At 58.1% G+C, this 14,662-nt stretch carries 12 protein-coding genes; 6 read left to right on the forward strand and 6 right to left on the reverse strand.

Annotated features, from left to right (window positions below):
- Window positions 1-260 precede the first annotated feature (260 nt).
- From JWS10_RS10790 to JWS10_RS10800, 3 genes are all read right to left on the reverse strand, one after another.
- Window positions 261-473, reverse strand: a complete 213-nt coding sequence (locus JWS10_RS10790; RefSeq protein WP_299478951.1) for a hypothetical protein — start codon at window positions 471-473, stop codon at window positions 261-263.
- Window positions 474-682: 209 nt separating this feature from the next.
- Window positions 683-4,387, reverse strand: coding sequence for a vitamin B12-dependent ribonucleotide reductase (locus JWS10_RS10795; RefSeq protein ID WP_299507245.1), 3,705 nt, complete (start codon window positions 4,385-4,387; stop codon window positions 683-685).
- Between the two features lie 439 nt (window positions 4,388-4,826).
- On the reverse strand, window positions 4,827-5,705 hold the full coding sequence (locus tag JWS10_RS10800; RefSeq protein WP_299507247.1) for a DMT family transporter: 879 nt from the start codon (window positions 5,703-5,705) through the stop codon (window positions 4,827-4,829).
- A gap of 122 nt (window positions 5,706-5,827) precedes the next feature.
- Here JWS10_RS10800 and JWS10_RS10805 point away from each other — a divergent pair, with 122 nt between their 5' ends.
- From JWS10_RS10805 to eno, 3 genes are read left to right on the forward strand one after another with little or no spacing between them, the layout of a single operon-like run.
- Window positions 5,828-6,238 (forward strand): Fur family transcriptional regulator, encoded by a 411-nt coding sequence (locus JWS10_RS10805; RefSeq protein ID WP_299482501.1) that lies wholly within the window; start codon window positions 5,828-5,830, stop codon window positions 6,236-6,238.
- A gap of 3 nt (window positions 6,239-6,241) precedes the next feature.
- Entirely contained in the window at window positions 6,242-7,135 is an 894-nt protein-coding gene (locus tag JWS10_RS10810; protein ID WP_299507249.1) for a DMT family transporter, read from the forward strand.
- A gap of 43 nt (window positions 7,136-7,178) precedes the next feature.
- Entirely contained in the window at window positions 7,179-8,456 is a 1,278-nt protein-coding gene (gene eno, locus JWS10_RS10815) for a phosphopyruvate hydratase (RefSeq protein ID WP_299507251.1), read from the forward strand.
- A 68-nt stretch (window positions 8,457-8,524) separates the two neighbouring features.
- On the opposite strand, the gene JWS10_RS10820 is transcribed toward eno, so the two are convergent.
- On the reverse strand, window positions 8,525-9,598 hold the full coding sequence (locus tag JWS10_RS10820; protein WP_299507253.1) for an FAD-binding oxidoreductase: 1,074 nt from the start codon (window positions 9,596-9,598) through the stop codon (window positions 8,525-8,527).
- A gap of 90 nt (window positions 9,599-9,688) precedes the next feature.
- On the opposite strand from JWS10_RS10820, the gene JWS10_RS10825 reads away from it, so the two are divergent.
- Together JWS10_RS10825 and rarD are read left to right on the forward strand one after the other, a co-directional pair.
- Window positions 9,689-10,573: a fatty acid desaturase gene (locus tag JWS10_RS10825; RefSeq protein WP_299507255.1), complete on the forward strand. Its 885-nt coding sequence runs from the start codon at window positions 9,689-9,691 to the stop codon at window positions 10,571-10,573.
- A gap of 52 nt (window positions 10,574-10,625) precedes the next feature.
- The gene (gene rarD / locus JWS10_RS10830) at window positions 10,626-11,531 is read left to right on the forward strand and encodes an EamA family transporter RarD (RefSeq protein WP_299507257.1); all 906 of its coding nucleotides are present in this window, start codon (window positions 10,626-10,628) and stop codon (window positions 11,529-11,531) included.
- A 1-nt stretch (window position 11,532) separates the two neighbouring features.
- On the opposite strand, the gene JWS10_RS10835 is transcribed toward rarD, so the two are convergent.
- Window positions 11,533-12,627 (reverse strand): anhydro-N-acetylmuramic acid kinase, encoded by a 1,095-nt coding sequence (locus JWS10_RS10835; protein ID WP_299507260.1) that lies wholly within the window; start codon window positions 12,625-12,627, stop codon window positions 11,533-11,535.
- A 57-nt stretch (window positions 12,628-12,684) separates the two neighbouring features.
- Between JWS10_RS10835 and tyrS the strand changes: the two genes are divergently transcribed.
- A complete protein-coding gene (gene tyrS / locus JWS10_RS10840) occupies window positions 12,685-13,935 on the forward strand; it encodes a tyrosine--tRNA ligase (protein ID WP_299507263.1) in 1,251 nt (416 codons plus the stop codon).
- A gap of 235 nt (window positions 13,936-14,170) precedes the next feature.
- Here the strand turns inward: tyrS and JWS10_RS10845 are convergent.
- Window positions 14,171-14,662, reverse strand: a 492-nt coding sequence (locus tag JWS10_RS10845) for a peptidylprolyl isomerase (RefSeq protein ID WP_299507265.1), incomplete at its 5' end; no start/stop codon positions are given.

Raw genomic sequence — 14,662 nt, forward strand, 5'->3', positions numbered from 1 at the left:
AGTCATGTGTTACATTTTTTCGCAGGATAGTCAAGATATGTCACATAGTTACAGGAAAACATGGGCTTAAAAAAAGTTGTAATAATGCCCTCCCGCCCCAGCCAACTTCAATGAGGTGGACGTATTTTTGTCGTTGCGCTAAGCGAGCTTAGTGTCTGAATCGCAATCTAACGATGCGGTTTATAATTGAAACGGGCGAGTAGCAGAACCCGCCCGTCTGTTAGCAGCAGTATCCGCGCGATTTTACCGAACCAGGCGTTTCAACCTAGGTTGTCGCGATCAGTTGCGTTTGGATTTGACACTGGAGTTGCCAGCCCGTTGATAATCCGAACATGGTAGCCGTCATGTTCGCCCGCCCGAATTTGTTGAACCAACTCACGACGAGACATATCACCCTGACCTTGCACATTGAATCGGGTATTGCGTCCTGTTTCAGACTCACTGGTTACAGTAATTTTTGACTTGCCGTTCATGGCAAATCTCCTTTCAAGTTATCCACACTTATCCACGGCCTCGCTGTAAACGGTGGACAGTTTCAGGCGCGGTATTGCTGTTTCCGAAAACCATGGTCCTAAAGAACCATCGTCCCGCGAGGGGCGAGACAGCTTCTGGCGCTGTGCCTTATACACGCTGGAAAGCTGGGGTGTGCCGTTGGCGCGGCACACCCCAAGCTCAATTCTTCTCAACTACACCCGCTCGTGCCACCGCAGGTGTTGCACTTCATGCAGGTGCCGTTGCGGACAAGGGTGTAGTTGCCGCATTCGCCGCAGGGGTCGCCCTCGTAGCCTTGCATTTTGGCTTTCACCCGCAAATCCATCGTGACTGTGCCGGTGCCGAGTGCGGTGCCGCTGGTCATCATGCTGCCCATCGCTCCAGCCAGCGCGCGGGCGGTATCGGGGATCAGCATGTTCAAGGCCGAGACCGGATCGGTGCCATTTGCCAGTGCTGTGGCCCCCATACCGCCTTGCAGCACCACCAATTCGGAAGGCAGACGCTTGCGCAGATAGCCGGTCGAGCTGATTTGCTTCAGCACCTCCAACCCACGGGTGGCGGCCTGATCCGAGACCTCCGAGACGTTGCGCTTGCCCTCGTCTTCACCGCGGCCGAGATCATCGAACGAAGCACCGGTGGGTTTGACATGCGCAAGGTCGGTGCGGTCGAGGTAAGAAATTGCCAACTCGCGGAAGATATAGTCGAGGATTGAGGTGGCGTTTTTGATGCTGTCGTTGCCCTGCACCATGCCTGCAGGCTCAAAGCGCGTGAAGGTGAACGCATCGACATATTCCTCCAACGGCACCCCATATTGCAGGCCAACCGAGATCGCGATGGCGAAATTGTTCATCATGGCGCGGAAGCCGGCGCCTTCCTTATGCATGTCGATGAAAATCTCGCCCAAGCGACCGTCAACATACTCGCCGGTGCGCAGATAGACCTTATGGCCGCCAACGATGGCTTTTTGCGTGTAGCCTTTGCGGCGCTCGGGCAGCTTTTCGCGATTGGTTCGGATGATTTCCTTGTAGATGATCTTTTCGACGATTTTTTCGGCCAGAACGGCGGCTTTTTCTTGGTTGGAGCCCGAGGCAAGGATTTCTTCGGCCTCCTCATCGTCTTCAACCAAGGCCGAGGCTAAGGGCTGCGACAGTTTCGAGCCGTCGCGATAGAGCGCGTTGGCCTTGATGCCAAGCGAGTGGCTGAGCTCATAGGCGGCCAAAGTCTCTGCAATCGTTGCAGAATTTGGCATGTTGATGGTCTTGGAGATCGCCCCCGAGATGAACGACTGCGCCGCCGCCATCATGTGAATGTGGCTTTCCACCGAGAGATACCGCTTGCCGGTTTTGCCGCAGGGATTGGCGCAATCGAACACCGAATAGTGCTGCGGTTTCAGGAAGGGTGCGCCTTCCAGCGTCATCGTGCCACAAACATGATCGTTCGCGGCGTCAATCTGCGCTTTGGTAAAGCCGAGGTGGCGCAGCAAATCAAAGCTAGGGTCGGCCAGCTTTTCAGCCGGGATGCCAAGGGTTTTCTTGCAGAAATCCTCGCCAATCGTCCATTGGTTGAACACAAAGCGGATGTCGAAAGCCGAGGGCAGTGCTGCTTCAATCTTTTCCAATTCGCGGGGGCCAAAGCCGTGGCCGACCAGCGAAGTGGTGTTGATGCCCGGGCAATTGCCGATGGAGCCGTGACCGACCGCGTAGGCCACCATTTCAGCGGCTTGGCTGGTGGAATAGCCAAGTTTCTCGAGTGCCGCCGGGACCGATTGGTTAATGATCTTGAAATAGCCACCGCCCGCGAGTTTTTTGAATTTCACCAGCGCGAAGTCAGGCTCGATGCCGGTGGTGTCGCAATCCATCACCAGACCGATGGTGCCCGTGGGCGCGATCACCGTGGTTTGCGCGTTGCGGAAGCCGTGGGCTTGGCCAAGCGTCAACGCCTCATCCCAAGCGGATTTGGCTAAAGTGACCAAGGTTTGATCCGGGCAGTTGGCAGCATCCAAGGCGACCGGATTGACGTTAACTGCCTCGTAAGTTGTTTTACCATAAGCCGCCGCGCGGTGGTTGCGGATCACCCGCAGCATGTGCTGGGCGTTGCGGGCATAGCCGCTGAAGGCACCGAGTTCCGCCGCCATCTCGGCCGAAGTCGCGTAAGCCACCCCGGTCATCAGCGCTGTCAAAGCGCCACAGAACGCCCTGCCCTCGATGGAATCGTAGCCAAGCCCCATGTTCATCAAAAGGCCACCGATGTTGGCATAACCCAAGCCCAAGGTGCGGAAATCGTAGGAAAGTTGCGCGATTTCCTTCGATGGGAATTGCGCCATCATTACCGAGATTTCCAGTGTGACCGTCCAAAGCCGAGTGGCATGAATGTAGGCGTCGCTGTCAAACTGGCCGTCTTTGAAGAAGGTCAGCAAGTTCATCGACGCCAAGTTACAAGCTGTATCGTCGAGAAACATATACTCCGAGCAAGGATTAGAGCCGCGAATGGCGCCATCTTCCGGACAAGTGTGCCACGCGTTAACCGTGTCGTGAAACTGGATGCCGGGATCGGCGCAGGCCCAAGCGGCATGGCCGACCTGATCCCACAAATCGCGGGCTTTCAGCGTTTTTGCGATCTTGCCGTCGGTGCGGCGGATCAGCGCCCAATCGGCGTCATCCTTAACGGTGGTCAGGAACGCATCGGTGACACGCACCGAATTGTTCGAGTTTTGGCCGGAAACCGTGATGTAGGCTTCGGAATCCCAATCGACGTCATAGGTCGGGAATTCGATGCTGGTGAAGCCTTGCTTGGCGTATTGCAGGATGCGGTTGGTGTAAGTGTCAGGGATCATCGCCTTTTTCGCCGAGCGGATCGCAGCTTTCAGCGCCGGATTCTTCGCCGGATCAACCGAGTCATCGCCAGCGCCATCCCATTGACGGATCGCGGTAAAAATCTCATTCAGCTTCAATTCATGGGCTTTGGAGCCTGCCACCAGCGAGGCAACCTTTTGTTCCTCAATGACTTTCCAATTTACGAAAGCCTCAACATCGGGGTGATCCATGTCGCAGATCACCATTTTGGCAGCGCGGCGCGTGGTGCCGCCGGATTTGATAGCGCCCGCTGCCCGGTCGCCAATTTTCAGGAAGCCCATTAGGCCGGAAGATTTGCCGCCGCCTGACAGCTTTTCACCCGCGCCGCGCAGGCTTGAGAAGTTGGTGCCGGTGCCCGAGCCGTATTTGAACAGCCGCGCCTCACGCACCCACAGGTCCATGATGCCGCCGTCGCCGACCAGATCATCCTTAACCGATTGGATAAAGCAGGCGTGCGGCTGCGGATGCTCATAAGCGCTACTAGATTTAGTTAGCACGCCCGTCAGATGATCAACGTAGTAATGACCCTGCGATGGGCCGTCGATGCCATAAGCCCAGTGCAGACCAGTGTTGAACCACTGCGGGCTATTCGGCGCTGCCATTTGACGCGCCAGCATGAAACGCATCTCGTCATAATAGACGCGCGCATCGGATTCAGTGCTGAAATAACCGCCCTTCCAACCCCAATACGTCCACGCGCCTGCAAGACGGTCGAATACTTGCTTGGCAGAGGTCTCGCCGACAAGACGATCCTCGACGGGGAGTTTAGCCAAGGCATCTTCGTCCGGGACAGAACGCCACAAAAAGTTCGGAATATTCTTTTCTTTCAGGCGTTTAAGAACTGCCGGGATGCCAGCTTTGCGGAAATACTTCTGCGCCAAAACGTCGGAGGCAACTTGGCTCCAACCCTGCGGAACCTCGACGGCTTCGTTGCGGAACACAATTGTTCCATCGGGATTGCGTATCTCTGACACGGTGGTCGAAAACGCAATCGCGCCGTAGGCACCGGTTGCTTCGGTGGTAAACTTCCGCTCGATTTTCATCTGCCTATCCCATGTTTTAGCGCGGTTTCTAATAAGCCGCGTCATTTTGCTATACTGTCGCCACCCGTTCCACAGCTTGCCATCCCTGCCGATTAGGTTGGGAAAGACCCTTATTGCGGGTCTGGAAAACTGTTGCAGGAGTTCACTGGCACACTACATCTTGTGGCCTTGTACGGCGCGTCGTCAAACTGTCGCAAATCTTCGACCGCATCAAATGAAATTTTGACTTATACACCAGATTTTGTGCTTGACGGAGGACGTGTCCCTACATCTACCCATGTCCCTGTCCGCGCATTCGAGGAGTTTCGTGCAAAAAGCGTGCTTAATGTAGGGTCGCAACTGCTGCAAAAACCCAAGTATCGTGGCACGCTTGCCGGTTCTTGTTGAGAACGAGTCGTAGCAGAGCGATTCCCTAGACAGCTGCGTCTGATCTTCTGCGCTACCGCCGGTTAATCAAAACGATTCCCGCCGCAATCAATCCCGCTGCCATGATGAGGCCAAAAGACAACGCTTCGTTGAAAATAAAATGGCCCAAAATGATCGCGAACAGCGGCGTAAGGAAGGAAAAGCTGGCGACGGTCGAAGTCGGGTAAACCGACAGCAACCACAGCCAAGTGATGAAAACTCCGGCCACCACGACCCCCGCCTGCAGTACGAGCCAGACCCAGTGGATTGGTTCTACCTCGCGGATCAGCGGGCCGAAGAATGGGCTTGCCGCCAGCAAAATTGGCGCCGAAATCAACACCATCCAGAATAACTGTGCTTCTGGCCCCGCTTCACGCAACCGGGTTTTGCGCGCCAAAAGTGCCGTGCCTGCCCAGCCCCACGCGCCCACCAAAGCGCAAAGGTCTCCTGCGATGCTTGCATGACCGGACGGGCTTTTAGAGAGAATCACCCAAGCTGTGCCAATAAAGGCCAACCCAAGACCAAACCCGCGTTTGGGTGTAATACGCTCATTCGGTAGCCAAAAATGCGCAGCGACGGCCAACCAAAGCGGCATTGAATAGAAGATGACCGAGGCCCGGCCCACCGCTGTTAAGTCTAGCGCCATGAAAAGGCACATAAACTCGATCGCGAATACGCTGCCAAGTGCGAGGCCGGGGCCAAGGTCTGCGACCCGAACCCGCGCCCAGAGTCCACGATATCTCAGCCAGCCATATACGAACACGATCGCCAAGGCGGACCGCAGTCCCGCGAAAAACACCGGTTGCAGGCCCCGATTGACCTCTTTCACTGCGATTTGATTGATTGCCAGCAGCAAGGTCACCACGATAAGCGCCGCCAAGCCAATACCGTCCAGCCGCTCTTTGCGCATCATTGCCCTCGCTTTCGCGCCAACCTGCCGGGGGCAGCCCGGTTAAGTCAAGCCGCGCAAAACTGCTGGCAGCACCATACGCTTTGCCGTAAACGCGCATTATCCAAGGGACGGGGAGCCAAGCCATGACCGATCTGATCTCACGCGGGGTCGCCAAGGGCTTGCGAATGACCGACCAGCGCCGCGTTGTAGCCCGGGTGATTGCGGTGGCCGACGACCACCCTGATGTCGAAGAACTTTATGCGCGCGCGGCGCAGGTCGATCCAAAAATCTCGCTCGCCACGGTGTACCGCACCGTGAAGCTGTTCGAAGAATGTGGCCTGCTGGAACGCTTGGAGTTTGGCGATGGCCGCGCGCGCTATGAAGATGCCGAGCGTGATCACCATGACCATCTGATTGACGTGAACACCGGGCAAGTCATTGAATTTGTTGATCCGGAAATTGAAGCCTTGCAGGAACGCATTGCGGCTCGGCTGGGTTATCGCTTGATCGGGCACAGGCTGGAACTGCTCGGCGTTCCGGTCAAGAAGGGATAAAGTTTGGCCTCGGATAACCTGCGCGGCATCCTGTTGATGGTGGTGTCGATGGCCCTGTTCGGGCTTGAAGATATGTTTCTTAAATGGGCCGCCGCCAGCCTTCCGGTGGGTGAGATTGTGTTTGTCTCAGGCGTGTTTGGCGTCGTGGTGATCGTGCTTATGGCATGGCAGCAAAGTCAGAAAGTCTTCACCAAGGCTGGCTTGCACCCTTGGGTCCTTGCGCGCGGCCTCGGGGAAATGATTGGCACGTTTGCCTATATCACGGCGCTTGCCACTGTGCCGTTGTCTACCGTCTCGGCGGTTTTGCAAGCGATGCCGTTGGCCGTGACGATGGCTGCGGCGTTGTTCATGCAAGAGCAAGTGGGCTGGCGCCGCTGGTTGGCGATCGCTGTCGGTTTTGCGGGCGTGCTGCTGGTTATCCGTCCGGGCTTGGACGGTTTTCGCCCCGAGGCTTTGTGGGTGCTGATCACGGTGGCAGGCTTGACCTTACGCGATCTGGCGGCGCGCAAGATCCCACCGGAAAGCTCTACCGCGCAAGTCTCGGCTTGGGGGCTGATTGCGGTGACATTACTTGGCGCGCTGATGATGGCTGGATCAGGTGAAGTTGCCGTGCCAACCCTATGGGAATGCTACGCTTTGATCGGTGCGCTGGTGTTTGGCACCGGCGGCTATTGGGCGATCATCGGAGCCACCCGGACCGGCGAAGTTTCGGTCGTAGCCCCTTTCCGCTATGTGCGCTTGGTGTTTGCCGTGCTGATCGGTGCGTTTGTATTTCACGAATGGCCTGATGTCATAACCCTGTGCGGCTCGGGGCTTATCGTGGCGTCGGGGCTCTATTCCTTCGCGCGCGAACGATACCGCAAACGCGCGCTTTCCTTGAGCGCACCCTTCGGCTAATACGCCCGAGAGAGCACCATATCCGCCCATTTGGAGGCCTGACATGAGCACGATCATTGATATCCACGCCCGCGAAATTCTTGACAGCCGCGGCAATCCCACCGTTGAAGTCGACGTGCTGCTGGAAAGCGGCGCCCAGGGTCGTGCGGCGGTGCCGTCGGGTGCCTCGACTGGCGCGCATGAGGCGAACGAGCGCCGCGATGGCGACAAATCGCGCTACATGGGCAAGGGCGTGTTGGAGGCTGTGGCCGCAGTCAACGGCGAGTTGGCCGAAGAAATCGTCGGCTTCGATGCGACCGAACAAGTTGGCATTGACCGCACCATGATCGAGTTGGACGGCACACCAAACAAGTCGCGTCTGGGCGCCAATGCGATCTTGGGCGTGTCTTTGGCAGTCGCCAAGGCCGCAGCGCAATTCACTGGACAGCCGCTGTTCCGCTATATCGGCGGCACCTCGGCGCGGATGTTGCCAGTGCCGATGATGAACATCATCAATGGCGGCGAACATGCTGATAACCCGATTGATATTCAAGAATTCATGATCATGCCGGTGGGCGCGGAAAACATCCGCGAGGCCATTCGGATGGGGTCGGAAGTGTTCCACACTCTGAAAAAAGAGCTGTCGGCGGCGGGTCATAACACCAATGTCGGTGATGAGGGCGGTTTCGCTCCGAACTTGAACTCCGCCCGCGATGCGCTTGATTTCATTCTGAAATCTATCGAGAAGGCCGGCTATCGCCCCGGCGAGGATATGTTCCTCGCATTGGATTGTGCTGCCACTGAATACTTCAAGGGCGGCAAGTATGAGATGAAGGGTGAGGGCAAATCCTTGTCCGTCGAGGAGAACGTCGATTTCCTCGCGGGTCTGGCGGCGGACTACCCGATCATCTCGATTGAAGATGGTTGCTCGGAAGACGATTGGGCTGGCTGGAAGCTGCTGACCGACAAGCTTGGCGATAAAATCCAGCTGGTTGGTGACGATCTGTTCGTGACCAATCCGCGCCGTTTGGCCGAAGGCATCAAGGCTGGTTGCGCCAACTCGATGCTGGTGAAGGTCAACCAAATCGGCACCCTGACCGAGACGTTGCAAGCCGTCGATATGGCGCATCGTGCGCGCTATACAAACGTGATGAGCCATCGTTCGGGTGAGACTGAGGATAGCACGATTGCTGACTTGGCAGTTGCGACGAATTGCGGCCAGATCAAAACCGGCTCGCTGTCGCGCTCGGATCGGTTGGCAAAATACAACCAGTTGATCCGTATTGAGGAAATGCTAGGTGAGACGGCGGAATACGCTGGGCGCTCGATCCTGCGCGGCTAAGGTTATCAGAGCGATTGAACCAAGAATTGAACCACGCAAAGCACATCTTTGCGTGGTTTTTTCATGGGCTAGGGCAGCGGTTTCAACAGTCGGCAGGGGCGGAAATCGGCCAGCAACGGATGATCGCCCTGCCCCATGATCTCCGCTGCCAAAGCCTCACCCACCAGCGCCGACAGTGTCACGCCGGAGTGCATCACGGCAAGACTCAGGCCCTGTTGCACTTCACCGATCAGCGGCAGACCGTCTCCCGGCACCGGACGATGCCCCAGCAGCCACCGATCCAGTGCCAAATCGGGCGCATCAAACCGCAGACGCAGCCGTGCAACCGTGGCCTCGGCCTCGGCCGCTGGATCATCGATGACTTCGCGCGCATCCGCCTGATGGTTGGCGATGCCGGGGGCGAGCAGCCGACCGGTCGCATCCTGACGGATTTCCTGATCGGGTGTGACAAGGATATGGTGGACGCGCCAATCGACCGGCTTGGTGTGGACAAGCACGCCGGGGCGGCTGAGCATCGGCAGATCTAGGCCCAGCGGCGCAAGCAATGCGGGCGATGCAACGCCCGCCGCAACGATGTTGTGATCGGCGATAAACGGGCCGATTGCGGTGCGCACGCCCGTGATCTGATCAGCGGTCTCGATCAGCGATTTCACCGCAATGCCGCTTAGGAGCCGCGCGCCAGACGCTGCGAGCAAGGCGTGCGTTAAGGCTGCCGCATCGACCGCGCCTTCGTTTGGAAAGTGCAAAGCACGGCTGGGTGGGTGGGCCAGATGCGGCTCTAACTTGACGATTTCAGCGCGGGTAAGTTGGGCAACGGGATAGCCGAAACCAGCAAGATCGGCCGCCATTCTGTCAAAGCCAGCGCCCTCATCCTCAAACCAAAGCGTGCCTTGCCAGTTGGGCGCGCAGGCTGGCATCAGGCTCGCCAGACGGCGATGCGCGGCCATAGCCTCAACCCGCAAGCGGCGATGCGCGGGGTTTTCGTAAAAGCTAGCGTTGATCCAGCCAAAGTTGCACCCCGAAGCGGCATCGGCGGGTTTTTCGGACTCAAACACCGTCACTTGCGCGCCGAGGCGGCTCAGTTGAAAGGCGAGATTGGCACCGATGATGCCTGCGCCGACAATATTGATGGTTTTCGGCATGACTGCTCCTTTTCGCTATAGGCTGACAGGATGCAGCGGGCTTGAAAAGGGGGCCTTGCGGCTCAAAATTGCTTGCGGCAAACTGGCCGCATGGATCACAAAAGTTTTGTTTCTGGGCTGGAGCCAGCGGTCAAAGCGCGGCTGTTGGCACGGTCTGACCGCGCGGGGTTGCTGCATCTGGCGGGGCATCTTGGCGCGATACTTCTGACGGGCGCGCTGATTGGTTTTGGCGTCCCCGGCTGGTGGCTGCTGCTGGCCGTGCAGGGTGTGTTGATCGTGTTTTTGTTCACGCTGGAGCATGAGGCGACGCATAAGACCCCCTTCGCATCCGAGCGGTTGAATGAGGCTGTCGGGCATCTCTGCGGGTTTCTGTTGCTGCTGCCTTCCCAGTGGTTTCGTTACTTCCATTTGGCGCATCACCGCTGGACCAACATTGCGGGCAAAGACCCCGAATTGGCTTCGGAAAAGCCCGGTAATCTTAGGGCTTGGGTCTGGCATGTGTCGGGTCTGCCCTACTGGATCTCAGGCGCGCGGCTGTTGTTTGATCTGGGTCGCGGACGGGCGGAGGGCGAGTATCTGCCCATCAGCGCCCTGCCCCGGATTGTGACCGAGGCGCGGTGGATGCTGCTGGGCTACGCGCTGGTTCTGGGGAGTTTGTTTGTAAGCCCACTGCTGTTTTGGGTCTGGCTGCTGCCCGTGCTGTTGGGCCAACCTGCGCTGCGTTTGTATCTGCTCGCCGAGCATGGCGACTGTCCGCAGGTGGCGAATATGTTTGAGAATACCCGCACTACTTTTACCACCGCGCTGATGCGATTTTTGGCGTGGAACATGCCCTATCACGTCGAACACCATGTCTATCCGGCGGTGCCGTTTCACCAACTGCCTGCGTTGCATCGGTTGATGAAGGCGGAGTTGCGGGTGACGGCGGACGGCTATGCGGCGTTTACCAAGGGCTATCTCGCGCGGCGAATGTAATGGTTACAAGTTAGCCGTGGCGTGGGGCTTGGCGCGGGGGTAGCTAGGGCGCATGGAAAATTTACCCCCCAAGAACGAAGACTCGCTGCGTGGCTTTGGCTTTGCGCTCACTGCCTATCTGCTGTGGGGGTTTTTGCCGATATTTATGAAGGCGGTCGGGCATATCTCGCCTGCGGAAGTCATCGCGCATCGGGTGATCTGGTCAATTCCGATTGCGGGCGCTGTGTTGTGGGCGACGGGGCGGACGGCGGATTTGTGGGTGGCTTTGCGCAACCCGAAAATGCTGCTGATGGGGCTTGCGACGGCGGCGCTGATCTCGGTCAACTGGGGGATTTATGTCTGGTCGATCGGGGCAGGTCACGCGCTGGATGCGGCTTTGGGCTATTACGTCAACCCGCTGTTCTCGGTGTTTCTCGGCGCGATGCTGCTGGGGGAGCGGTTGAGCGTGGCGCAGAAATGCGCGATTGCGTTGGCTGCTTTGGCCGTGGTGGTGCTGACGATTGAGGCGGGCCGGCTGCCGCTGGTGGCTTTGGGGCTGACGGTGACTTGGGGGATTTATGCGTATCTGAAAAAGTCGCTGCCAATTGGGCCGAACCAAGGGTTTTTCCTTGAGGTGCTGATTTTGCTGCCGTTTGCGCTCGCCTATGTGGTCTGGGCGCAAGTGACCGGGCGCAGTCATTTCATGGTGGGCGTGACGTCGGATACCGTGCTGCTGCTGTCTTGCGGATTGGTGACGGCGGTGCCGCTGATGGTTTATGCCAATGGCGCCAAATTGCTGCGGCTGTCGACCATTGGCATCATGCAATATATCGCGCCGACGATGATCTTCCTGACGGCGGTGTTTCTATTCGGCGAGCCATTCGGGCGCGGCAAAATGATCGCCTTTCCGATGATCTGGGTGGCGCTGGTGATCTATACGGTGTCGATGGTACGCCAAGCGCGGGCTGTGGGGAAGTAGGCTACGGGCGGCTGATTTGGCCGCCGCCGATCGCTGCGGGCACTCCGGTTGTGCTTGGGGCGGACGTTGGCAGGCCATATGCGACGCGGGCGGCAAGGTAGGCGAAGGCTTGCGCCTCTAGCATATCTCCATTTAGCCCAACAGTTTCAACCGGTTCGACGGTGCAGTTCATGCGCTGGCTCAGCTGCGCCATCATGGTCGCGTTGTGGCGGCCTCCACCTGCGACCAGAAGGCGGGTGACGGGGCGCGGGAAATGCTCGGCGGCTTTGGCGACGCAGGCAGCAGCGATGGCGGTTAAGGTGGCTGCGGCATCGGCGTCGGAGAGTTTGTGGGTTTTTTTGAAGAACGGCTGGAAGTCATTGCGATCTAACGATTTTGGCGGGATTTTGTGGAAATAGGCTTGGGCGAGGAAGGCTTGCACCAACTTTTCATCGACGCGTCCGCTCGCGGCCAAAGCGCCGCCTGCGTCTTGGGAAAGGCCAAGGCGGGTTTGCATCAGATCGTTGATGGGGGCGTTGGCGGGGCCGGTGTCGAAGGCCAACAGCGCGCCGGGAGTTTCAGGGCTGGGAAGGCTCGGGTCGATCCAAGTGACGTTGCCGACGCCGCCGAGATTGAGCATCGCGAGCGGCTCGGTGGCGCGGGTCCAGCGCGCGCAGGCGTGGTGGAAAAACGGTGCTAAAGGCGCGCCCTGCCCGCCCATTAGCACGTCGTTGGAGCGAAAATCCCATACCACAGGCAGGTTTAGCGCCTCAGCCAGAAGTTGCCCGCTGCCCGCCTGATGGGTGCGGCCATGGCTCGGATCATGCGCAAGGGTTTGGCCGTGAAAGCCGATCATCTCGGCGCCAGAAAAGCGCGAGAGCACCTCGGCATGGGCGGTTTCAACGATTTCGGCGGCGGCTGCGACGTCTGGATGACCGGGCCATTGGCCGAAGGCTTTGCGGATGGTGGCCTGCTCAGCTGGGGTGTAGGGGCGGTAGGCATCGGGGCCAAACTCGAATATCTCATGCCCATCGGTACGCACCATCGCGGCATCGACGCCGTCCAGCGACGTGCCCGACATTGCCCCCAAAACCCAAATTGCGCGCTGTTTCGCCATCTTCCCCTTGGCCCCCTCGCCCGCTATACCCGCCCTACCTTAAAGCATGAGTGTACCATGACCTACCATCCGAAATCTGATTTCATGCGCGTGATGATGACCCGCGGCTTTCTCGCCGATTGCACGGACTATCAGGCGCTTGACGAGGCTTTGGCCAAGGGCGTGGTGCCGGGTTATATCGGCTTTGATGCGACGGCGAAAAGCCTGCATGTGGGTTCGCTGATTCAGATCATGATGCTGCGCTGGTTGCAGAAATGCGGCGGCAAGCCGATTGTGTTGATGGGCGGAGGGACGACCAAGGTGGGCGATCCTTCGTTCCGCGCGGACGAGCGGCCTTTGCTGACCAACGCGCAGATTGATGACAATATCGCTGGCATCAAGCGGGCGTTTTCGCCGTATGTGACGTTTGGCGATGGGCCTACCGATGCGGTGATGGTCAACAATGCTGAATGGCTGGATGATCTGAACTACCTTGGCTTCCTGCGCGACATTGGCAAGCATTTCTCCGTCAACCGGATGCTGAGTTTTGAGAGCGTGAAGTCACGGTTGGACCGGGAGCAAAGCCTATCGTTCCTAGAGTTCAACTATATGATTTTGCAGGCTTATGACTTTCTGGAGCTGAACCGCCGTTATGGCTGCTTGGTGCAGATGGGCGGCTCGGATCAGTGGGGCAATATCGTTAACGGCGTTGATTTGACCCGGCGGGTGGTGGACCATGAAGTCTATGGTTTGACCTCGCATCTGCTGACCACTTCGGATGGCAAAAAGATGGGCAAGTCGCAAAATGGCGCGGTTTGGCTGAATGCGGACATGTATTCGTCGTATGAGTTTTGGCAGTATTGGCGCAACACCACCGACGCCGATGTGGGTAGGTTTTTGAAGCTGTATACCGAGTTGCCGCTGGAGGAATGTGACCGTTTGGGGGCGCTTGAAGGCTCGGCTATCAACGATGGCAAGATCGTTCTCGCCAATGCAGTGACGACTTTGCTGCATGGCGCGGAGGCTGCGGCTGCGGCGGAAGCGACGGCGCGGGAAGTGTTTGAAAAGGGCGGCGTTGGTGACGATTTGCCGACCTTGCGGGTGATGGCTGCGGAGATGGTTGAGGGTCTGGGCATCGTGCAACTGTTCGTGCGGGCCGGGCTGGCAGCGACCGGCAAGGATGCCAAACGGCTGATCCAAGAGGGTGGAGCGCGGATGAATGATGAGGTGGTGACGGATGCGGGCTTGCGTGTTGGGGCTGGCATGTTGGCGGAGCCGTTGAAGCTGACGGCGGGCAAGAAGCGTCATGCATTGGTGGTTTTGGATTAGGCGAGCGGCCTGCGCTCTAAGGGCTTGAGAGCGCGGCGTTAACTGGCCGATTTAATCAAAGGTTAACGACCCAGAAAGCGGCCATATTCCGTATGGAAAGCGGCCATATAAATCGCCGATTTTTCGGCGGGGTTAAGCGGTTAACCATGTCGCACGAATCAGCGGAGATTTATGAGCGCAAACAAAAAGCGGCCCGGTTGATCCGGGCCGCTTTTTAAATTGTGCGGTAAAACTATTATTCCTGCACAGTCACTTTGGTCATCACGTCAGGCTTGGCTGGCGGCTCGCCGCGTTGGATGGCGTCAACCACGTCCATGCCTTTGATCACTTTGCCGACCACAGTATATTGGCCGTTCAGAAAATCGCCCGGTGCGAACATGATGAAGAACTGGCTGTTGGCGGAATCCGGGTCAGAGGACCGCGCCATGCCAACGATGCCACGCTCAAACGGGACCGCCGAGAACTCTGCCGGGATATTCGGCAAATCCGACCCACCCATGCCAGCCATCGAAGTATCGCCCGATGCCTTGCCGTTTTGCACGTCGCCGGTTTGCGCCATGAAGCCGTCGATCACGCGGTGAAACACCACGTTGTTGTAAGCGCCCGCTTTGGCGAGGGTGACGATCTGCGCCACGTGTTTGGGCGCAATATCAGGGTTCAGGTCGATGACGATTTCGCCATTGGCTACACCGGTCACCTCGATCACCAGATTGGGTCCGGGGCCGTC

Origin of the sequence: Cypionkella sp. (genome assembly GCF_028290025.1) — a bacterium.
Lineage (GTDB): Bacteria > Pseudomonadota > Alphaproteobacteria > Rhodobacterales > Rhodobacteraceae > Cypionkella.

Bases quoted from the DNA above. Each gene is read 5' to 3' on its own strand.
- JWS10_RS10825 (WP_299507255.1), top strand. From the start codon at position 9,689: ATGGATCACAAAAGTTTTGTTTCTGGGCTGGAGCCAGCGGTCAAAGCG.
- tyrS (WP_299507263.1), top strand. From the start codon at position 12,685: ATGACCTACCATCCGAAATCTGATTTCATGCGCGTGATGATGACCCGC.
- JWS10_RS10795 (WP_299507245.1), bottom strand. From the start codon at position 4,387: ATGAAAATCGAGCGGAAGTTTACCACCGAAGCAACCGGTGCCTACGGC.
- rarD (WP_299507257.1), top strand. From the start codon at position 10,626: ATGGAAAATTTACCCCCCAAGAACGAAGACTCGCTGCGTGGCTTTGGC.
- JWS10_RS10790 (WP_299478951.1), bottom strand. From the start codon at position 473: ATGAACGGCAAGTCAAAAATTACTGTAACCAGTGAGTCTGAAACAGGA.
- eno (WP_299507251.1), top strand. From the start codon at position 7,179: ATGAGCACGATCATTGATATCCACGCCCGCGAAATTCTTGACAGCCGC.
- JWS10_RS10805 (WP_299482501.1), top strand. From the start codon at position 5,828: ATGACCGATCTGATCTCACGCGGGGTCGCCAAGGGCTTGCGAATGACC.
- JWS10_RS10800 (WP_299507247.1), bottom strand. From the start codon at position 5,705: ATGATGCGCAAAGAGCGGCTGGACGGTATTGGCTTGGCGGCGCTTATC.
- JWS10_RS10835 (WP_299507260.1), bottom strand. From the start codon at position 12,627: ATGGCGAAACAGCGCGCAATTTGGGTTTTGGGGGCAATGTCGGGCACG.
- JWS10_RS10820 (WP_299507253.1), bottom strand. From the start codon at position 9,598: ATGCCGAAAACCATCAATATTGTCGGCGCAGGCATCATCGGTGCCAAT.